Origin of the sequence: Shewanella sp. SP2S2-6, from assembly GCF_031931965.1 — a bacterium.
Taxonomy (GTDB): Bacteria; Pseudomonadota; Gammaproteobacteria; order Enterobacterales; family Shewanellaceae; genus Shewanella; species Shewanella baltica.
In genome coordinates this window covers 1-20,366 of record NZ_JAUOEQ010000037.1, presented here as the reverse complement: position 1 = coordinate 20,366, position 20,366 = coordinate 1, and the positions used below count along the sequence as shown (strand labels likewise).

The window sequence follows — 20,366 nt, the reverse complement described above, 5'->3', positions numbered from 1 at the left end:
TCCCACAGTGACAGCCCTAGCGCTGAGTTGCTGAGAATAAGATCTTCAGTTCCACATTATCGTCCCTCACGCTGGGATGACTTCACCGTCTCGATTTGTTACAAAGCAAGTATGGACTCGGACGCATCTGGTTTAATAGCGCTGCTCAAGTGCAAACTCAAATTGACATGACTAATGAAATAACGAATGGGGAAAAGAGTTAGCCGTTCAAGCTTGAGAAGCACAGTACTTAGCCCCATATCAATATCACTGAATACCTTTTTATTCATCAAGACTGAGCCGTTAACGCTTGTTCTTCGCTATGCGCCTAACAATGCCACTAGCAATGCGACTAACACTGTTAGCGCCGAATGTTTTCGCTAGCAAAAGACGGCAGTCACTTGGAGACACTATGTCACAACAGACATCAATATTGGCCGATATTCCCTTCTCGCTATTGGAACTCGCGCCCATGCGCCAAGGTTCGACTGTGGGTGAAACGCTGCACAACAGTTTGCAGTATGCCAAGGAAGCCGATCGCCTCGGCTTTAATCGTTTTTGGTTTGCCGAACACCACAATATGCCCGGTATCGCCAGCGCGGCGACTTCAGTATTAATTGGTTATATTGCTGGCAATACGCAGCGTATTCGCGTCGGCGCGGGTGGCATTATGCTGCCAAACCATGCGCCGTTAGTGGTTGCCGAACAGTTCGGTACCCTTGAAAGTCTCTATCCTGGTCGCATCGATTTAGGACTGGGACGCGCACCGGGCAGCGATCAAGTTACCAGCCGAGCACTGAACCGCGATATCAGCCGCGCCGAACAATTCCCTGAAGAAGTCAGTGAATTACAAACCTTACTCGGCCCTTACAATCGTCGCCATACGGTGCGAGCGATTCCTGGAGAAGGCACCAATGTGCCGATTTGGTTATTGGGCTCGAGTCTCTTTAGCGCACAGTTAGCGGCGCAGCGCGGTTTGCCCTATGTGTTTGCAGGCCACTTTGCACCCCGTTTTCTCTACGATGCGATTGAAATCTATCGCCGCGACTTTAAACCTTCTCAAGTGCTTGATAAGCCGTATGTGATGTTAGGTTTGCCGCTCGTTGCCGCCGACACTGATGAAGAGGCGCAATTTCTGGGCACGACCTCGAAACAGCGCGTACTGGCGCTTATCCGTGGTCACGAGTTATGGTTAAAACCTCCGGTTGACACTATGGATGGCTTATGGAGTGCGCAGGAAGAAACCTATGTCGATAATTTCTTAGGTTTATCTGTCATTGGCGGCCCAGCGACGATTAAGCATCGTTTGGAAATGATCGTCAAAGAACTCGGCGTGAATGAGTTTATCTTCACTAATGACTTGTATGACCTTGATAAACGCAAAAAAGCGCTGCAGATCCTAATGGAGATTAAACAGTAGCGATTCAGTAAACTGACTCGTGCTGAAAGTCATCGACAGTCAAAACAACTTCCATAAAAAATCCCGCCGAAGCGGGATTTGTATTATGTAAAACTATCATCTAAAACAGCTTTATATCAAAGCAAAATTAGCTTTTCAGTACGGCATCGAAGCTGGTTTTGAGGATACCAAGGCCTGCATCAATTTGTGCATCCGGCGCGGTTAATGGCACCAAAATACGCAGCACATTACCGTAAGTGCCGCAGGATAATAAAATCAATCCACGGTCACGGGCATCGCTCAACACTTGCGCGCAATAGTGCGGCGCAGGTTTGCCCTCTTCCATCAGTTCGATGGCGATCATAGCGCCTAAACCACGCACATCGGCGATTTGTGGATGTTCGACCTGCATCACATTCAGGGCAGACTTAATGCGCTCACCTATGGTATTGGCGCGGTCTAACAGCTTTTCTTCTTCAAACACTTCAATAACAGCAAGCGCTGCGGCGCACGCTAACGGGCTGCCACCATACGTACCGCCAAGACCACCCGGACCAATCGCATCCATCACTTGCGCGCGGCCGGTAATCCCCGAAAGAGGGAAACCACCCGCGATAGATTTAGCAAAAGTCGTGATATCCGCAGCCACGCCCATTTGTTCCATAGCGAAGAAAGTGCCAGTACGGCCTGCGCCCGTTTGCACTTCATCGGCGATCAGCATAATGCCTTCACGGTCGCACAGTGCGCGCAGGCGCTGCATAAAGGCGGGTGATGCGGCGTAGAAACCGCCCTCGCCCTGCACTGGCTCTAAAATAATGGCGGCGATATCACTTGGCTCGGCATCATTTTTAAAGATACGTTCAATCGAGGCCATAGCATCGTCATCGGACACGCCGTGCAGCTCGCAGGGGAACTCAGCGCGGAACACATTCGCCGACATCAGCCCCATACCTTTACTGTAAGGCGCGACTTTTCCGGTCAATGCCAAGGCCGCGATAGTGCGACCATGGTAGCCAGACGTAAACGCAATCACGCCAGCACGTTTGGTATAGGCTCGCGCCACTTTAACTGCATTTTCAACCGCTTCTGAGCCACTGGTAAATAATGCCGTCTTCTTAGCAAAATCCCCTGGCACCAATTGATTAAGCTTTTCACACACTTGGATATAGCTCTCGTAACCGAGCACCATAAAACAAGTGTGGGAGAAATTATCCAGCTGAGCTGCAACCGCCGCCTTCACTTTAGGGTGAAGATGACCGGTATTAAGCACGGCAATGCCGCCCGCAAAGTCAATAAACTCGCGACCTTCAACGTCCCACACAGTCGCATTTTCGGCGCGAGCGGTAAAAATAGGGTGAATTTGCCCGACACCACCCGCAACTGCGGCTTGGCGACGTGCCATCAATGAATCATTGGTTGTTGTCATTTAGTGTTCCTCACACGCCAAATCGGACCGTATTAAACGGACATGCAGATGTACTTCATTTCTAAATATTCTTCGATGCCGAACTTAGAACCTTCACGGCCAAGCCCTGAAGATTTCATCCCACCAAAGGGAGCCACTTCCGTCGAAATCAAGCCAGTGTTGACCCCAACCATGCCGTATTCCAAGGCTTCGGCGACTTTCCACACCAGTGAAATATCGCGACCATAGAAATAAGCGGCGAGGCCAAATTCCGTATCGTTAGCTTGTTTAATCACATCGTCGACATCACTGAATTTAAACAGCGGCGCAAGTGGACCAAAGGTCTCTTCACGGGCGACACGCATGCTTTTATCGACATTAGTGAGCACGGTTGGCTCGAAGAAATTACCGCCAAGGTCATGGACTTTGCCGCCAGCGACCACTGATGCGCCTTTGGCAATGGCATCGACAAGGTGACTTTGCACTTTTTCGACTGCGGCAGCATTGATCAGCGGGCCCGTTGTGACGCCCTCCTTGATGCCCTCTCCGACTTTGAGCTTGCCCACAGCAGTGCTGAGTTTTAGGGCGAATTCATCGTATACGCCATCTTGCACATATATACGGTTAGCGCAGACGCAGGTTTGGCCGGCATTACGGTACTTAGCGATCATGGCGCCTTCGACAGCGGCATCGATATTGGCATCGTTAAACACGATAAATGGCGCATTACCGCCTAATTCTAAAGATAATTTTTTAAGAGTTGGCGCACATTGCTCCATCAGCTTAATGCCGACATTGGTCGAGCCAGTGAACGACAACTTACGCACTATCGGGTTGCTGCACATTTCATTACCAATCGCGACGGCATCGCCTGTGACCACACTGAACACCCCTGCCGGAATGCCCGCACGCTCGGCAAGTTCGGCCAAGGCTAATGCGGTAAACGGCGTTTGCGGCGCAGGCTTAACCACCATAGTACAACCCGCAGCGAGAGCCGGAGCCGCTTTGCGAGTGATCATCGCCGCAGGGAAGTTCCACGGCGTAATCGCCGCCGTTACGCCAACGGGCTGCTTAATCACCATCAAGCGTTTATCCCCTTGATGCCCGGGAATGGTATCGCCATAGATACGTTTCGCTTCTTCGGCAAACCACTCGATAAACGAAGCGGCATAGGTTACTTCACCTTTAGCTTCTGCCAGCGGTTTACCCTGCTCAGTCGTCATGAGCAATGCTAAGTCATCACTGTTTTCATTGAGTAATTCAAACCAACGCCTTAACTTAGCGCCGCGCTCTTTGGCTGTAAGCGCTCGCCAAGCTGGCAGCGCCGCTTCCGCCGCTTTAATCGCAGCTTGGGTTTCGACTTGCCCCATTACAGGGACGCTTGCAATCACAGCGCCCGTAGCAGGATTGGCGATGGCAACAGTCTCTTTCGACTCGGCATCACACCACTGGCCATTGATATAACATTGTTGACGCAGCAAACTCGGATCTTTTAGCAACACAAGGACGTCCTCGCATTAGTGAGGCAATCACTTGCCTCGAATGAAAATAAATGAAACAGACTAGATACCTAATTTGTCTCTCAAAGTGTAATACCAAGCTCCGATAGCACTAAAAGGGACGCGAAGTGCGTGACCACCGGGGAAGGGATAATGTGGCAATGCGGCAAAGGCATCGAAGCGCGTGGCTTGGCCATTGAGCATTTCGGCCAGTAACTTGCCCGCCAGATGGGTATAAGTGACACCGTGGCCACTGCAACCCTGTGAATAATAGATGTTCTTACCGATACGACCGACCTGTGGCAGGCGCGACAGCGTCAGCAGAAAGTTACCTGTCCAGGCATAATCGATCTTCACATCTTTTAATTGCGGAAAGGTTTTGAGCATGTTCGGAATAATGATCGACTTGATATCCGCCGGATCACGGGCACCATACACTACGCCGCCGCCGTAAATCATCCGCTTGTCGCCAGACAGGCGGAAATAATCGAGCAGATAGTTACAGTCTTCGACACAGTAATCCTGCGGCAATAAGCTCGCCGCCAGATCGTCGCTCAAAGGCTCAGTGGTAATCACTTGCGTGCCGCAGGGCATAGATTTCGCCTGCAACTCTGGCATTAACTTACCTAAATAGGCGTTACCCGCTACGACCACAAACTTGGCTTTGACACTGCCCTGCGCCGTATGCACAACTGGGCTATCGCCTTCATCGACACTCAGCACTGCTGAGTCTTCAAAAATCTTGCCGCCGAGGGATTCGACCGCACGCGCTTCGCCAAGAGCTAAGTTAAGCGGGTGAATATGGCCGCCGCTTTTATCGAGCAGACCACCGACATAGCGCTCAGTATTTACCACACCGCGAATGCCTTTAGCATCGAGAAGTTCGAGCTGATTCACATGACCGTGGCTTTCCCACAGTTGCTTTTGATGGCGCAGATGACCCATTTGTTTTTCGTTCATCGCAGCAAACACGCCGCCATCTTTTAGATCGCATTGAATGTTGTACTTAGCAATCCGATCGCGGATGATTTTTCCGCCCTCAAAGGCCATTTGGCCAAAGAGTTTACCTTGTTCTTTGCCGACTGTTTTTTCAATAGTATCAATGTCACGGCTAAAACTATTGACGATTTGTCCGCCATTACGGCCCGAGGCGCCCCAGCCAATGCGAGCGGCTTCTAACACCACCACACTAAAGCCAGATTCTAATAAATGCAGCGCAGCAGAAAGGCCCGTATAACCCGCGCCAATCACACAAACATCGGCTTCAATCGATTCCTCTAGGCGCGGACGTTCAACCTTATCGTTGGCCGATGCCGCATAATATGATCCAGCGTGAGCTATGGCAGACATGTTGTTCCCTTGAATTCTAATGTTCATTATTTTAAACAGCCATCACATCCTACACCTTCAGAAAACGAAACACTAGCCAGAAAAGTGTAATAATTTACATTTTGTTTGATATTTCAAACACGCAATAATCTTAAGCGCAGTGATGTCATGCTAATGGTGTCGAGTAGCAGAACTGGCCTGCAAAGCGAAGCGGATGATGGAAGCGGTGACAATTAACAAGGGTGGCTTTGGCAATACCAAAGCCACCCCAAGATTAAGCAAACTAGTTCATCGGTGTGCGGTCGCGTTTCTCTGCCCGCCTTGCCATATACCAAGACAAGAAGGCGATTAACGAAACACACAGAATGATCAGCGTCGCTAAGGCGTTGATCTTAGGCGAAACCCCTAAACGTACTGAGGAGAACACCACCATAGGCAGCGTCGTTGCACCTGGGCCCGAGGCAAAGCTTGCGATCACTAAATCGTCCAAGGACAAACTGAATGACAACAACCAACCCGCCACCAGCGCCGGCGAAATCATAGGCACTGTGATGAGGAAGAAGGTCTTAAGCGGGGTTGCGCCTAAGTCCATTGCCGCTTCTTCGATAGACATGTCCAGCTCGCGCAATCTTGACGACACAACCACAGCCACATAGGCAGCGCAGAAGGTCGAATGCGCAATCCACACAGTCAACATGCCGCGCTCTTTAGGCCAACCAAACAAGTCGGCCATGTGCACAAATAGCAGTAGCAAAGACAGACCCGTGATCACCTCTGGCATAACCAGCGGTGCTGTGATCATGTTCGATAATGTCAGCTTCGCCCATGAACGCTTAAAGCGCGTCATCACAAAGGCTGCCATAGTGCCAATAATGACCGCCATGGTTGAGCTATAAAAGGCTATCCGCAGGCTGGTCCATACTGCGTCTAAAATCTGTTGGTCTTGAAATAACTCGCCGTACCATTTAGGTGAAAATCCGCCCCATACCGTCACTAATTTAGAGTCGTTAAAGGAGTAAATCACCAGCACTAACATAGGTGCATAAAGGAAGAACAAGCCAAACCACAACATCGCTGAAGAAAAACTTAACTTTTTCATAGGTCTTTCTCCAAACTACGCGCCTGATAGCGATGGAATAAGGTAATAGGAATAATCAATAAGCCCAGCATTACAATCGCCAGTGACGAAGCCACAGGCCAGTCGCGGTTATTGAAGAATTCTTGCCATAAGACTCGACCTATCATTAAGGAATCTGGACCACCGAGTAGCTCAGGGATCACAAACTCACCCACAGCAGGAATAAACACCAACATAGAACCGGCAATCACACCGCTTTTTGACAGCGGGAAAGTGATTTTCCAGAAGGTATTTAAACGGCTTGAGCCTAAGTCAGACGCGGCTTCAATCAAACTCATATCGAGTTTCACTAAGGTGGCGTACAAAGGCAAAATCATAAAAGGTAAATACGCATAGATAATGCCGATATACACGGCAATATTGGTATTGAGGATTTGTAACGGCTCAGAGATGATTCCCAGCCACATCAGCGAATGGTTGATGATCCCTGTGTTACTTAAGATCCCCATCCAAGCGTAAACCCGGATTAAAAATGAGGTCCAAGAAGGCAACATGACTAACAGCAGCAATACAGTTTGCAAACGCGCTGGCGCACGGGCAATCGCATAGGCCATTGGATAGCCAATAATCAAACAGCCGATAGTCGAGATTAACGCCATTTTCAATGAGCTGAGATACGCCATGTAATACAGCGAATCATCAAGCAACATCAAATAGTTACCAAAATGCAGGAAGATATTTAACACATCATCGGCATATTGGAACGTGGCTTCATAGGGCGGGATCGCAATCGCCGCCGTCGAAAAACTCAGTTTAAGGACAATCGCAAATGGCAAGGCAAAGAACAATAACAGCCAAGCATAGGGTATGCCTATGGTCCAAATGCGGCCTTTGAGCCACTTTAATTTAGTCGGTATCTTCATGATCTCAACACCACGCCACTGGTGTCCTCCCAACTGATGAACACTTCGTCATCCCATGTGGCATGATCGGCGCGTCGTTCACGGTTAGTCATACTGCACTGGACGATTTGACCATTCTCTAAACGAATGTAATACACTGAAATACCGCCTAAATACGCGATATCGTGTACGATTCCCTTGGCCCAGTTGTACTGACCTTCAGGCTGTTCGCGGCTAATAATGGTCTTTTCGGGACGCACAGCTAACCACACATTTTTGTCTTCTACGTTGGTCGACACCCCGTAACCAACATAGAAAGATTGAGCCAACTCATTAGGTTTAATGATCAAATGGTCGACTTCATCCACTTCAATCGCGCCACCAAACAAGTTCACAGTGCCGATAAACTCGGCAATCATGCGGCTGTTCGGGCTTTCGTAAATGTCCATGGGCGAGCCTGTTTGGGCAATCCAACCGTCGCTCATAATGGAAATGCGTCCCGCCATTGTCATGGCTTCTTCCTGATCGTGGGTCACCATCACGCAGGTCACACCGACACGCTCAAGAATTTCAACCACTTCGAGTTGCATCTGGGTACGCAGTTTTTTGTCCAATGCGCCCATAGGCTCATCGAGCAGTAATAATTTCGGCCTTTTTGCCAGTGAACGGGCCAAGGCAACACGCTGACGTTGACCACCGGATAACTGATGTGGCTTACGTTTACCATACTGCTCCATGTGCACTAACTTGAGCATATCTTGTACACGCTGCTCAATTTCGGCCTTAGGTAACTTGTCTTGCTTCAAACCAAAGGCAATGTTTTGCGCCACTGTCATGTGGGGAAACAGAGCATAGGATTGGAACATCATATTGATCGGACGTTCGTATGGGGGTAAATCTGTGATGTCTTCGCCATCGAGGAAAATACGGCCAGAGGTGGGCTTTTCAAATCCCGCTAACATACGCAATAACGTCGACTTACCCGAGCCTGAGCCGCCGAGTAAGGCAAAGATTTCGCCTTTATTGATGGTTAATGACACGTCGTCGACAGCCCGTACGTCATCGAATAACTTGCTTACCCGCTCAATTCTGAGCAGTACTTTTTCTTGCGTCTTTGTTGTCGGTTTATTGGTGACGCCCGAGGTGATTGCCATAGTACTTCTCCACCCGAAAATGATGCGTCAATACGCTCAAACTCTGGGTTCAACACGATTAATGAATGAAAAGAGGTTAACCAAACTGTGTCAAATCCTATACGTGGATGAACTATGCATAGGATTGGACATAGCAAGTCTGCCAAGCTAGGGGCAAGCTAGGCTTGCCCCTTATCGACTATTGTCCTGACTTCACTTTGGTCCAAACACGGGTTAATACGCGTTGGATTTTCAAAGGACGGATTTCACCAATATAAAGTTTATCTAACACTTCTTGTGGTGGATAAATCGCGGGATCGGTGCGGATAGCCTCATCAACCAGAGGTTGTGCAGGATCGTTCGGGTTAGCATAGGCCACATAGTTAGAGATAGGCGCTATGACTTCTGGACGGAGGAAATAGTTAATCAGCGTCAGTGCATTATCTGCGTTAGTTGAATCCGCAGGGATAGCTAACATATCAAACCACAGGTTAGCGCCTTCTTTTGGAATCGAGTAACCAATCTTATTGCCATTACCCACCTCTTCAGCACGTGCTTTAGCTTGGAATACGTCACCAGAGAAACCAAAGGCCACACAAATATCACCGTTTGCTAAGTCAGAAATGTAGCGGGATGAGTGGAAATAGGTCACGTAAGGACGGATTTTTTCCAGTAACTCACCGGCTTTTTCATAATCGCTTGGGTTGGAACTGTTGGGATCTAAACCTAAATAAATCAGTGCTTGAGGCACCATATCGTCGGCAGAGTCCAGCATAGCAAAACCACACTTAGAGATTTTTTCAGCATATTTAGGATTGAAGATCAGTTCCATTGAGTTAAATGGCGCATCTTCACCCACAGCCGCTTTCACTTTATCTATGTTGTAACCAATACCATTGGTTCCCCATAAATAAGGCACGGCATACTGGTTACCCGGATCGGCTTTCTCAAGTAGCTTCATCAGAGCAGGATTTAAATTTTTGAAGTTAGGTAGCTTAGCGCGGTCTAAAGGTTTGAAAGCACCCGCTTTGATTTGCTTAGCGAGAAAATGGTTAGAAGGGACAACGATATCGTAGCCACTACGACCAGACAGTAATTTAGCCTCAAGCACTTCGTTACTATCGAACACATCGTAAATTACCCGAATGCCCGTTTCTTTCTTGAAGTTTTCTAAGGTATCTTCCGCGATATAATCTGACCAGTTATACACGCGAACCACTTCTTCCGCTTGGGCCGCTGCGCTCGCTAATACGCTCGCAGTGACCAGAGCTAGAGTGGTCATCTTATTAAATAGCTTCATGCTTTCTCCTTTCTCGGGTAGCAGAATTGCTTAAGCAAATTCTGACATTGTGTCACCGGGCTATCCGGATATTGTTGTTATTTTCGACCAATGCTACACCTTACAAACCGCATCGGCAGTCTCTACGGCACGGGATCCATGCCAGCTTTATATCTTGCTGCAATTTGTTAAGTATCAGGTTTCGTGCCAAATTTTCGAGGCATCAGTATTGCATTAACACTCAAAAAATTAGACTAGATATGACACTGCTTATACATATTGCAACATTAAGGCAAATGCCTCAAGTCCCTAAGCAATCGCAAAAACCACTAAGATAAAACACATTTTAAATATGACTAACAATTAGTTAGCGACTCTAGCAAACGAGCGACTTAAAACAGTTAGGCCTATTTCACTTTTCTTGCGGACACACATCTGAATTGAATAATCACTTTAATCAACAAGCCATTAAAAACCATCAGATTATTTAACAAGTGAGTTGCACCGGTTGGGTGCAATATCACTAAAACAGTGCAAAGCTCAGTCTTGGGATGACCGACGTTAACCTCAGTTTTCCTTGGGTTAACGCGGTAACACAGCTAGTGCACTTAATCCAAAAACATTACACAGTGAGCAATAGGAATTCACGTTCCCATGAACTGACCACACGGCGGAAGTTTTCAAGTTCAGCCTGTTTCACCGCCACAAAACCTGTGGTGAAGGCTTCACCTAAATACTCCTTACAGGCATCACTTTCTTCCATCGCCGCTAAGGCTTCTTCTAAGGTAAGCGGTAAACAATGGGTGTTGTTGCTGCGGCTTTCGTTGGCTTTACCTTGCACTGGCGTAGAAGGTTTTAGCTCCTCAACCATACCGATATAACCACACAATAAGCTCGCGGCAATGGCCAAATAACAGTTTGCATCGGCACCGGGAATCCGGTTTTCGATACGACGGTTTTGTGGCGAAGACTCGGGAATACGTAATCCACAGGTGCGGTTTTCATCGCCCCACTCTAAGTTCACTGGCGCCGAAGTACCGGGTAGGAAACGACGGAAAGAGTTTGCATTGGGCGCCATCAGCGGCAGCAACTCAGGGATGAATTTTTGCAGACCGGCAATATATCCCAAGAATAACTGGCTCTTAGTGCCATCTTCATTGGTGAAAATATTTTTGCCCGTCTCTTTATTGATCACACTCTGGTGAATGTGCATTGCACTACCAGGTTCGTCAGTCACAGGTTTAGCCATAAAGGTAGCGCAAACATCGTGCTTCAGTGCCGCTTCGCGCAAGGTGCGTTTAAAGATAAACACTTGATCAGCAAGGGACAATGGATTGCCGTGGCTGAAGTTAATCTCCATCTGAGCTGGGCCATCTTCATGGATTAAGGTATCGATATCTAAACCTTGAAGCTCACACCAATCATACATGTCTTCAAACATAGGATCGTATTCGTTGGCAGCATCGATAGAGAAAGACTGGCGACCCGCTTCGGGGCGACCTGAACGGCCAATAGGTGGCTTTAGGGGTAAATCATGGTCGTCACTACGACGGGTCAAATAGAACTCCATTTCAGGAGCGATAACCGGTTCCCAGCCCTGTTCGTCATAGAGAGACAAGACTTTTTTCAGTACGTTACGTGGTGACAGCTCAATCGGATTACCCATTCTGTCGTAGCAATCGTGGATCACCTGCGCCGTGGCTTCGATGGTCCAAGGCAACATAAAGACAGCGTTTTCATCGGGAACACAGACAAAATCGATGTCGGCTGCATCGAGCAAGCTGTAGTAAACATCTTCATTCACAAAATCGCCGGTGACGGTTTGTAACAGCACGCTTTCGGGCAAACGCATGCCTTTTTCATCGAGAAACTTATCGACTGGAGCAATCTTGCCGCGGGCGATGCCAGTCATGTCACTGATAACACATTCGACTTCTGTGATTTTTCGTTCTTTTAAAAAAGCGATTAGCTTATTCATTATTATTTCACTCGAGTTGTAGCCCTGCGCCGGCATGCATCACCGAAGGCATTGAAAAGGGAGAGGTAAAACGGATTTTCGCTCACCTTCCACTCTGGATGCCATTGCACACCGAGGGCAAATTCTTTAGTACCTATTACGGAGAAAGCCTCCACTAACCCATCTGGAGCATAAGCTTCTGGCCGCAACCCAACACCCAGACGCTCCACGCCTTGAGTATGCACAGAGTTGACCTCTGCAGAGTTACGGCCCCAGGCCTCGTAAATAAGCCCCCCGGGCTCAACAGTAATACTGTGAGAAGCCCCATATTGCACATCTAAGGATGCGGTTTTATCTTCTCTATGTTCAATAAAGCCACCCACCTCATATAACTTCTGGTGCAAACTGCCACCAAAGGCCACATTCATTTCTTGAAAACCGCGACAAATACCTAATACAGGTACCCCAGCAGCAATAGCGGCGTGGATCAGCGGCAAAGTCGTCGCATCACGTTTAGGATCATGGTGTGTACCAAGCTCGCTCGGTTGGCCTGCATAAAGATGGGGTTCTACATTAGAAGGAGAGCCAGTAAACAAAATACCGTCAAGACGTTCTAAAATCGTGTCTATCGGTAAATCGCCACCTAACGATGGGATCACTAACGGCCAGCCTTTCGCGCCATTAACTACACCTAAAAGGTATTTTTCACCAACAATATTAAAGGGATGTGAACCCAGTTGTTGATTACAAGCAATAACACCTATGAGGGGCAAATCGGCTGACATATCTCACCTTTAGAATTCGTTTTACTAGCATAACGAACACTTTGTCTTTAAATGTTCATTTTTTCACACAGTACACCGAAATTTCATACTAGGCAAGAGGTTAAGCACTTGTTAAAGATTATTTCATCCACTTATGTTTAATAAGCATAAATAACATGTAGTTAAACCCATATTTTGGTTATTTAATGTTATTTCATGTGAATAAAATAGTGCTTAAGCTGGCAAAAAGCTCACTTTTAGCAGCGTAAATTAAACCGTATTCGCGCTAAATTTGAACCAATATTATTTACACAAAGAAGAGGATATATAACCAATATGACAGGGTTAAAAAGTAGGTAATACCAATCGTATTAAATATCTGTTCATTCAGCGGGAGTTCAACGCGCTTTAGACAAGGCGAAGGCTTGAAGGCATAGTGGTACTCTGTCGAAAGCCTTGAACGCAGTATAAAGCGCGTTGCCATGTAGTGAACATCAGCCGCCCTTCGGGAGCCTCACAGGCATCCCACTCCCGTGGCATTGACTTAAAAGGGAATGACCATTTCTGCGTCAATGCGCCTTGGATTGAAATACCTGTGAGGCTCTGAACGGATTAGATATTTAATGTGATTGGTATAAATACGCAGTTGTGTTGAATAACAGTATTACGCCACTCACTTTTAGTGAGTAAGTGGCCTAATATGTTGAATAATAGGGTAAGTTAATGACTTAATTAGAAGTTTGCAGGCGTAGTCGCACTCACTAGGCGACAAGGTTCATCGAAGGGATTGCGGAATCTATGGGGCAATTCACTGTTAAAATAATAACTGTCACCCGCTTCCAAAATATACACTTCATCCCCAACAGTGAGTTCGAATTTACCTTCTATCACCATAGCGGCCTCTTCACCTTCGTGCTTTAGCATCTCTTCACCCGTATCTGAACCGGGTGGATAAATCTCATTCATCACTGACATTGCGCGGTTCGGGTAATCACGACCGATCAGTTTAAATTCAAGTGGTCCAGTACCGATATTCAGTAATTCATTGGATCGATAGACGACCTTTTGCTCACTATCCGTTGAGGCTTCAATGGAGAAAAAGTCCACTAAAGACATCGGGATACCCGACAGCACTTTTTTTAAAGAGCTGACTGACGGGCTAACACTGTTTTTCTCGATCATTGAAATCGTACTGTTAGTCACACCAGCACGTTTGGCTAATTCTCGTTGAGATAAGCCTTTCATTTTTCGAACAGTTTTGAGGCTGGCTCCAATATCCAAATTTCACATCCCCCTAAAGGCTCGGGTCAATCCCGATAGATGACGAACAGGTTGTTCAGGATAAACACCATCCAGAACGCATTTTCGCCCAAAAAGCGCGTGTTTTACTGCTTTCATTGTATTCTACATAAAAAGCGTGTTAAATAAAACGAACACTTTTTTGCGTCATGTTAAAAGTGTGATGAGTATACTGAGACAAGTCCAATTTACAATAAAAACAATTTTTGGGAGCCATAATGGCAAGCAAACCTCCAGTGCACAGTGAACAGTATCCACACTCTTATTATGTTGATACTGCTAAAGAAATTTACGCTCACCCACAACTCGAAGGCAATATCAATGCCGATGTCTGTATCGTGGGCGGCGGCTTTAGCGGTATCAATACCGCCATAGAACTCGCGCAGCGTGGTATGAGTGTCGTGCTGTTAGAAGCGAGGCGAATTGGCTGGGGCGCATCGGGGCGTAATGGCGGCGAACTCATTCGCGGCATAGGCCATGACCCTGCACAATTTCAAAGTGAAATCGGCACTGAAGGTGTTCAAGCAATTCAACAGATGGGCTTTGAAGCCGTCGAGATAGTGCGAAATCGCATACGAGAACACAGTATCGACTGCGATCTGCAAATGGGTTACTGCGACTTAGCGGTTAAACCTCGTCACATGGATGAGCTTGAAGAAGAATTTAGCGCACTCAAGGCCATGGGTTATCAGCAAGAAATCAAGCTGTTAACTAAGCCACAATTAGGAGAAGTCATAGGCTCAGATTTTTATCAAGGTGCGCTGGTTGATATGGGCAGCGGCCATTTACACCCGCTGAATCTTGCTCTGGGTGAGGCACGCGTCGCCCGTAATCTGGGCGTGCAGTTGTTTGAATACAGCGCCGCCGAAAAAATCATTCAAGGCACTAAACCTAAGGTCATGACCGCCAAGGGCGAAGTCACTTGCCAATACTTAGTTCTGGCTGGCAATGCCTATATTGGCCACAAACTTAACAGTTTTGTTGGGGGGAAAGTGTTGCCCGCTGGCAGTTATTTATTGGCGACAGAGCCCTTAACTGAGGCCCAATGCGCGAGCATTATCCCGCAGAATATGGCCTTCGCCGATATGCGAATTGCCTTAGATTACTTTCACTTATCCGCAGATCGTCGACTGCTGTTTGGTGGCCTTTGTACTTACTCAGGTAAAGACCCCAGAGATATTGATGCAGCACTGAGACCGAATCTGGAGAAGGTGTTCCCGCAGTTAAAAGGCGTGCGTATCGATTATGAATGGGGCGGCATGATAGGTATTGGGGCGAACCGTATGCCACAAATTGGTCGCCTGCCCGATGCCAATAATATTTTCTACGCCCAAGCCTATGCAGGACATGGCGTGAATGCCACTCACATGGCGGCAAAGCTACTGGCCGAGGCCATTTGCCAACAAGCGGGACATTTCGATGTGTTCGCAAAAATCAAACACATGACCTTCCCCGGCGGCCCGACATTCCGCTCGCCTATGCTCGCGGCTGGCATGCTGTATCACAGATTTAAAGACTTGTTTTAAAAGCTTATTTAAAGCACTTTTTAAAGAACAGATTTTAAAGGCTGGTTTTAAGAACTGGTTTTAAGCCATAACGCATGATGCCCATCGGATATACAATCCGATGGGCATCATTGTCATATGCGCGAGCCATTTAACCACTCGTCATTTAGATGCGAGTCATTTAGATGCGAGTCATTTAGATGCAAGTCATTCTTTACTATTAAAGCTGCAACAACACTAAGCCTCGCCTAAGATATAGCCTCGGTCTGAGAACCATAACGACTTTTAAAAGCTAATTTGCTCTCGCTAATCTCTGCCGCTTTCTACGCCTTGCCCACAGGATAAAAGGGATTGACCCGAGATAATGCACGACTAACGCCACCACAACGCCAAAGCCAATCCCACTGGTGGTTAAAGGTATTCCTGGCTTAAAGTTACTGACGGTTTTCTCAAGATAATCAAAGCGAACGGGATTAAACATATAGGCAGTTTTCTCAAACAAATTGCCCGTGTTAAAAATCGCCAAGCCTTGTGTTAACTCTTTATAAAGCTCGATTGTCTGTACCTTTTGCTCGGCGTCGGCACGCACGCTAGGCTCTTCATTTTGCTGGTGACGAGCAATCATGGCCTCAGCATCGGCATAATGATATTCCTTAGCCGTTGCCTCGTAACCTTCTACCTGCCATTGGGTCGATGCATAGAGTCCAGCGAGAAATTGCTGATAATGATCAGCCAGTTGCGGCAACTGCAAGGCAATCACAAGAATCAACCCAAAAACCAACTTATCAATCAATCTACCAATCAAGGGATCCTCCTTGGTGATCTAGCCAAACAACGCAGGGGTTACGACACTGCAAAGACATAATGCTCAAAACTGAGCTGACTCAATCAATGCACGGTACAATTAGCACTCAATCGGCAGATCGGTACGACTGCCCCAATCCGCCCACGAGCCATCATAGAGGATGGGATGTGTATGCCCTGCCGCAACCGAAGCCAAGATCAAAATACACGCCGTAATCCCAGAGCCACAGCTGAATATCCTTGCGGACTTGTCTGCTGCTAGCCCTTGATAAATAGCCTGTAACTCACTGGTCGTTTTGATTTTATTGCCATCGAGCACTTGAGCGAAGGGTAAGTTAACCGAGCGAGGAATATGTCCTGAGCGCACACCGGGGCGCGGCTCACTCACTTGGCCTAAAAAGCGTGGCGCACCACGGGCATCGACAATCGCGGTTTCGGCATCTTCGATACGTGATAACACGGCCTCGGCATCCATCACCCGCTCGGGGTGGTATTGCAGCACATCAGCTAATGTATCGATATCCGTCGGGCCGTAATCGACGCCTTCGGCTTGATAACGCGATGAGGTGATGCGGTCTTCTTCAATCCACTGAGGCAAGCCACCATCGAGTACATAGACTCGATTAAAACCCATGACTTTAAAGGTCCACCACGCCCGTGGGGCTGAATAAATGCCTTGATTATCATAGATAACGATAACACTGTCGGCCTCTATCCCAAGTTGCGCTATCCCTTGGATGAATTGCTCAAACGTCGGCAAGGCATGGATTTGAGTTGAAGTTTTATCGCAAAACACATTTTCCAAGTCGAATCGACGTGAGCGCGGAATGCAAATAGGCTCATCGTAAACCAGGGGTTCTTTACCAATAACGGTTTCCATACTGGCATCGAGCAATACTAAATGGGGATCGGTGAGGTATGCTTCGAGCCACTGCGTACTTACTAGTGGGTATTCCATAGCGGGTCCTTTTACTGTTATCCAAGTCTGCCGCTAGTCTCTCACCAAATGCCGTAAAGCCCAAACATCGGCTTAACAAATTGTCTGCTTTGGGATTTTATTCAAAAGCGTCGACTCGATTTTATGCACTCAATCATTAAATTGCGGCGAAGCCATATTTTGAAGAGAGTGCTTTCAAACTGCTCATTTTTAAGATGCGGCTTTCAAAACGATCTTTTCGATATGGCCGTGTTCGAGATAGCCCTTTTCGCAACAGTTCTTTTCTAGACAGCTGCTTTCGAAATAGCCGCTACTTAATCACTTCAATTTTCACGTCAATCAAACCAGAGGAAGTGTTGCCTATGCTACTGAACGCCGATTTAGACAGATCAATAATGCGGCCACGCACGAAAGGCCCTCTATCATTGATTTTTACAATCACACTTTTGCCATTATCAACATTGGTGACCTTAACGCTCGAACCAAAGGGTAACTTTTTATGCGCCGCCGTCTTTAATTTATGTTTGTAAAGTTCACCGCTAGCCGTCTGCTTATTTTGATGTTTATCCCCATAAAAGGAAGCCTGACCCGATTCAGTGAATCCCACCCAGTTACCATTTTCACCCGTCTGCATTGAAGAACAGCCAGCCAAAAAACTTAGCAATGCCAGCACAGTTAGTTTGACGAAATTGAACTGCTTAATTAGGTTTTGAAGTGCATTCACATGACACCCTCTCTAATGAGTGAACGCTTTGCTGACGAGCGAAAGACTCAGCAAAAGTCACGGGGAAAATAATCAACAACCTTATATGGCAAAGCTCGAAGCTTGCATCCTAAAAGATCAGAACAAGAAACAATAAATTTCCACGAGGCTACAGCAGTTGCACTCTAAAATCACGTATTTACAGGTGAATACTCTCGGTTTGAAGTCAAAAGGTTGCGGACATACTGACTTAAAAACAGACAGAATAGCGTTAAAAATAGAGGCCTAGTACGACTAAATAACTTGTTTGGTAACTTAAATGCTGGCCCCTACTAATGGGCAAGCCATGATGTTCACTCACCGACACCCAGCAAGTCCCTCCCTGGATGCTCGACCGCCCCATCCATGGGGCGGACGGTCGTCTCGCTAATCACCATGACTCACCTTTTTGGCATTAGTGTAACCTGCAGATTTAAAAGCTTTACGCAGCACGCTTTGGGACATTTCCGTGTTAGCGGCTTTGTTAAATTATCAATAATCAAATAACTACATATATGGAGGGTCGGATAACTTGGTGTCAAATATTAACGGTGAAGATCAGTAACAGTGCTGTTCCAATCCAATCGGATAATGAGAGCTTACTTTTCTAGTGTTGATTGGTTAATGCTGTCATTGTTAAAGCAGATTGATGTAGTAAAGTGTATGGTGAAAACCAGAAGTTAAAGATTGATAACCTGATGCTATATTAATTTAAGAGTTACTTAGATGCAGCGCATTAGCCTGAAACTAAATAAGAAATGCGCTGCTCTTCGTTTTATCGTCGGATAGTTAAGGGTTGATCGAATTTGAGGCGCCAATAGCCTGAAAATCAATCTTTACCTTGATCGCCTTCCTTAGGGTAATAAAAAAAGCTAATCGGATATCGTTGGAGAACTTCTTGTTGCTTTTTAATGATTAATTTTCGGTTCTCAGGTGAGTCCTCTTTGGAGCTCAGAGAGCCGCGAACTTGACGTAGTGAAGAATAAACAGCTTGAGATACCTCAGATACATCCTGTTTAATTTTGATGTCGTTTACAACATCCTTCATTACGTGAGAAATAGCGCTATACGAGCCTTGCATGCTTGATAAACGGGCGTGCTCATCTTCTAGTTTCAAGTATGGACGAACTACACCAAGGATTACCGCAACCAAAGCTCCGAAAGCCAGTAAATATGGACCAATTACCACCCCACAGATCTCTGCAGTCCACCATTTAATGCTAGCCAATGCAGAGACACTACCAGCTAAAGCAAGGATAATATCCATGGCTAACAGCTTGTTCTTTACCGATTGAGCTCTTGCGCCATAATACTCTTTGTTGAGCTCGAGAGTTCTGAACTCGTCGTAAATGTTCTCAAATTTCGTACGATTAGCCATTACTTAAGCTCTCTTTTTATTTCGTTTGGCCACGGTTCTATAGGGTCTACTTTTATAATTCTATCGACGACCGACCTATCGCGTTTAGAAGCTGCTAGAGTAGCGTCTAGAACGTTATTGTATGCTTGAAGTAGAGTAAGACAGTTCTTTGTGGAGATTGTTACAAGCTCTGATTTTGTTTGAGCATCTACCACTATTCTTACATTAGTAGCTTCTCTTAATTTAGGGTGTTCTTTAATAAGAACACTTTCAGCTCTGATATCTTGTTGTACGATGGACAGTCTATTATAGATACCATACTTCAAGACCCTTGCCGTAACTTGCTCGAGCGATAGATTACTTACTCTGGCAAGTTTTAGTAACTCTTCTCTGACGCGCCTAGATTGAAGCCCGCTGCCAAGCACTACGGTAGCATTTTTTTTGTTTTGTCCCTTTTTGCTTATCAACGTCCTTATCCTAACTATGTCAATATGTAATTAAGTTATTGTAATCCAATGAAAAGGGCTCTGCAAATATTAGTGTATCGCATTGTTTTACTTTGATTGGGCTTACCAGTCTTGATTCACATTAGCTTAGTGAAGGAAAAAATTCAGGTATACAAAACTTTAATGAGTAATAATTCTAAATGGTTTTGGGGCAATAGCTTTTTAGCTGAATGAAAAGCGAGTGGGTTAGTGAGGATTGGCATTGTTGCAACAGTGACCGTTGGCGGGATGGATGCAGCCGTCGAGCCCTCAGGGACGAGTTTATGGCGTGTCACTGGGGAAGCAATGACAATTCATACTGCAAACTGACGATAAAGTTATCTTGCTTTGGGGCAATAGCTTTTTAGCTAAACGAACAGCGAAAAGCTTAGTGAGGATTGGTATTGTTGTACCAGTGACCGTTGGCGGCATGGATAATGGAATGGACCCATCCACTTTAAATCGGCCTCGCAATGGGCCACGATGTAGTCGCTAAAACTCATCAGAAAGAGG

The 20,366-nt window shown here is 46.6% G+C and carries 17 protein-coding genes; 2 read left to right on the top strand and 15 right to left on the bottom strand.

Going from position 1 to position 20,366, the window contains the following annotated elements:
* The first annotated feature begins 391 nt into the window (after window positions 1–391).
* On the top strand, window positions 392–1,399 hold the full coding sequence (locus Q4Q57_RS18660) for an LLM class flavin-dependent oxidoreductase (protein ID WP_311891678.1): 1,008 nt from the start codon (window positions 392–394) through the stop codon (window positions 1,397–1,399).
* A gap of 127 nt (window positions 1,400–1,526) precedes the next feature.
* Here Q4Q57_RS18660 and gabT read toward each other — a convergent pair whose 3' ends face one another.
* The 10 genes from gabT to Q4Q57_RS18610 all read right to left on the bottom strand — a co-directional run bounded on the left by gabT (window position 1,527) and on the right by Q4Q57_RS18610 (window position 14,005).
* A complete protein-coding gene (gene gabT / locus Q4Q57_RS18655) occupies window positions 1,527–2,804 on the bottom strand; it encodes a 4-aminobutyrate--2-oxoglutarate transaminase (protein ID WP_311891677.1) in 1,278 nt (425 codons plus the stop codon).
* A 32-nt stretch (window positions 2,805–2,836) separates the two neighbouring features.
* The gene (gene gabD, locus Q4Q57_RS18650; protein WP_106649773.1) at window positions 2,837–4,285 is read right to left on the bottom strand and encodes an NADP-dependent succinate-semialdehyde dehydrogenase; all 1,449 of its coding nucleotides are present in this window, start codon (window positions 4,283–4,285) and stop codon (window positions 2,837–2,839) included.
* Window positions 4,286–4,345: 60 nt separating this feature from the next.
* Complete coding sequence (locus Q4Q57_RS18645; protein WP_311891676.1) at window positions 4,346–5,632, bottom strand: FAD-binding oxidoreductase; 1,287 nt, start codon at window positions 5,630–5,632, stop codon at window positions 4,346–4,348.
* A 262-nt stretch (window positions 5,633–5,894) separates the two neighbouring features.
* Window positions 5,895–6,710 carry an ABC transporter permease subunit gene (locus Q4Q57_RS18640; protein WP_006080702.1) on the bottom strand — a complete coding sequence of 272 codons (816 nt, stop codon included), beginning with the start codon at window positions 6,708–6,710 and terminating at the stop codon, window positions 5,895–5,897.
* Window positions 6,707–7,612, bottom strand: a complete 906-nt coding sequence (locus Q4Q57_RS18635) for an ABC transporter permease subunit (RefSeq protein ID WP_006080701.1) — start codon at window positions 7,610–7,612, stop codon at window positions 6,707–6,709. The genes Q4Q57_RS18640 and Q4Q57_RS18635 overlap by 4 nt, the downstream gene beginning before the upstream one ends.
* On the bottom strand, window positions 7,609–8,745 hold the full coding sequence (gene potA, locus Q4Q57_RS18630; RefSeq protein WP_006080699.1) for a polyamine ABC transporter ATP-binding protein: 1,137 nt from the start codon (window positions 8,743–8,745) through the stop codon (window positions 7,609–7,611). The genes Q4Q57_RS18635 and potA overlap by 4 nt, the downstream gene beginning before the upstream one ends.
* Before the next feature lie 178 nt (window positions 8,746–8,923).
* Window positions 8,924–10,024 (bottom strand): polyamine ABC transporter substrate-binding protein, encoded by a 1,101-nt coding sequence (locus Q4Q57_RS18625; protein ID WP_311891675.1) that lies wholly within the window; start codon window positions 10,022–10,024, stop codon window positions 8,924–8,926.
* A gap of 601 nt (window positions 10,025–10,625) precedes the next feature.
* On the bottom strand, window positions 10,626–11,981 hold the full coding sequence (locus Q4Q57_RS18620; RefSeq protein ID WP_063884501.1) for a glutamine synthetase family protein: 1,356 nt from the start codon (window positions 11,979–11,981) through the stop codon (window positions 10,626–10,628).
* Between the two features lie 2 nt (window positions 11,982–11,983).
* Window positions 11,984–12,745, bottom strand: a complete 762-nt coding sequence (locus Q4Q57_RS18615; RefSeq protein WP_006080695.1) for a gamma-glutamyl-gamma-aminobutyrate hydrolase family protein — start codon at window positions 12,743–12,745, stop codon at window positions 11,984–11,986.
* A gap of 711 nt (window positions 12,746–13,456) precedes the next feature.
* On the bottom strand, window positions 13,457–14,005 hold the full coding sequence (locus Q4Q57_RS18610) for a cupin domain-containing protein (protein WP_028760885.1): 549 nt from the start codon (window positions 14,003–14,005) through the stop codon (window positions 13,457–13,459).
* A 236-nt stretch (window positions 14,006–14,241) separates the two neighbouring features.
* Here Q4Q57_RS18610 and Q4Q57_RS18605 point away from each other — a divergent pair, with 236 nt between their 5' ends.
* Window positions 14,242–15,549, top strand: coding sequence for an FAD-binding oxidoreductase (locus Q4Q57_RS18605; RefSeq protein WP_311891674.1), 1,308 nt, complete (start codon window positions 14,242–14,244; stop codon window positions 15,547–15,549).
* 271 nt (window positions 15,550–15,820) lie between these two features.
* On the opposite strand, the gene Q4Q57_RS18600 is transcribed toward Q4Q57_RS18605, so the two are convergent.
* The 5 genes from Q4Q57_RS18600 to Q4Q57_RS18580 form a co-directional block, all read right to left on the bottom strand.
* Window positions 15,821–16,333 carry a DUF2937 family protein gene (locus Q4Q57_RS18600; protein ID WP_012588299.1) on the bottom strand — a complete coding sequence of 171 codons (513 nt, stop codon included), beginning with the start codon at window positions 16,331–16,333 and terminating at the stop codon, window positions 15,821–15,823.
* Between the two features lie 99 nt (window positions 16,334–16,432).
* Window positions 16,433–17,290, bottom strand: coding sequence for a sulfurtransferase (locus Q4Q57_RS18595; RefSeq protein ID WP_311891673.1), 858 nt, complete (start codon window positions 17,288–17,290; stop codon window positions 16,433–16,435).
* Window positions 17,291–17,579: 289 nt separating this feature from the next.
* Window positions 17,580–17,993, bottom strand: coding sequence for a septal ring lytic transglycosylase RlpA family protein (locus Q4Q57_RS18590; RefSeq protein WP_311891672.1), 414 nt, complete (start codon window positions 17,991–17,993; stop codon window positions 17,580–17,582).
* Between the two features lie 847 nt (window positions 17,994–18,840).
* The gene (locus Q4Q57_RS18585) at window positions 18,841–19,389 is read right to left on the bottom strand and encodes a hypothetical protein (protein WP_311891671.1); all 549 of its coding nucleotides are present in this window, start codon (window positions 19,387–19,389) and stop codon (window positions 18,841–18,843) included.
* Window positions 19,389–19,835 (bottom strand): hypothetical protein, encoded by a 447-nt coding sequence (locus Q4Q57_RS18580; RefSeq protein WP_311891670.1) that lies wholly within the window; start codon window positions 19,833–19,835, stop codon window positions 19,389–19,391. The genes Q4Q57_RS18585 and Q4Q57_RS18580 overlap by 1 nt, the downstream gene beginning before the upstream one ends.
* Between the last annotated feature and the right edge of the window lie 531 nt (window positions 19,836–20,366).

Excerpts from the sequence above, each read along its gene's own strand:
- Q4Q57_RS18635 (WP_006080701.1), bottom strand. The coding sequence starts at position 7,612 with ATGAAGATACCGACTAAATTAAAGTGGCTCAAAGGCCGCATTTGGACC.
- Q4Q57_RS18625 (WP_311891675.1), bottom strand. The coding sequence starts at position 10,024 with ATGAAGCTATTTAATAAGATGACCACTCTAGCTCTGGTCACTGCGAGC.
- Q4Q57_RS18605 (WP_311891674.1), top strand. The coding sequence starts at position 14,242 with ATGGCAAGCAAACCTCCAGTGCACAGTGAACAGTATCCACACTCTTAT.
- Q4Q57_RS18645 (WP_311891676.1), bottom strand. The coding sequence starts at position 5,632 with ATGTCTGCCATAGCTCACGCTGGATCATATTATGCGGCATCGGCCAAC.
- gabT (WP_311891677.1), bottom strand. The coding sequence starts at position 2,804 with ATGACAACAACCAATGATTCATTGATGGCACGTCGCCAAGCCGCAGTT.
- Q4Q57_RS18585 (WP_311891671.1), bottom strand. The coding sequence starts at position 19,389 with ATGGCTAATCGTACGAAATTTGAGAACATTTACGACGAGTTCAGAACT.
- Q4Q57_RS18595 (WP_311891673.1), bottom strand. The coding sequence starts at position 17,290 with ATGGAATACCCACTAGTAAGTACGCAGTGGCTCGAAGCATACCTCACC.
- Q4Q57_RS18615 (WP_006080695.1), bottom strand. The coding sequence starts at position 12,745 with ATGTCAGCCGATTTGCCCCTCATAGGTGTTATTGCTTGTAATCAACAA.
- Q4Q57_RS18660 (WP_311891678.1), top strand. The coding sequence starts at position 392 with ATGTCACAACAGACATCAATATTGGCCGATATTCCCTTCTCGCTATTG.
- Q4Q57_RS18640 (WP_006080702.1), bottom strand. The coding sequence starts at position 6,710 with ATGAAAAAGTTAAGTTTTTCTTCAGCGATGTTGTGGTTTGGCTTGTTC.
- potA (WP_006080699.1), bottom strand. The coding sequence starts at position 8,745 with ATGGCAATCACCTCGGGCGTCACCAATAAACCGACAACAAAGACGCAA.
- Q4Q57_RS18620 (WP_063884501.1), bottom strand. The coding sequence starts at position 11,981 with ATGAATAAGCTAATCGCTTTTTTAAAAGAACGAAAAATCACAGAAGTC.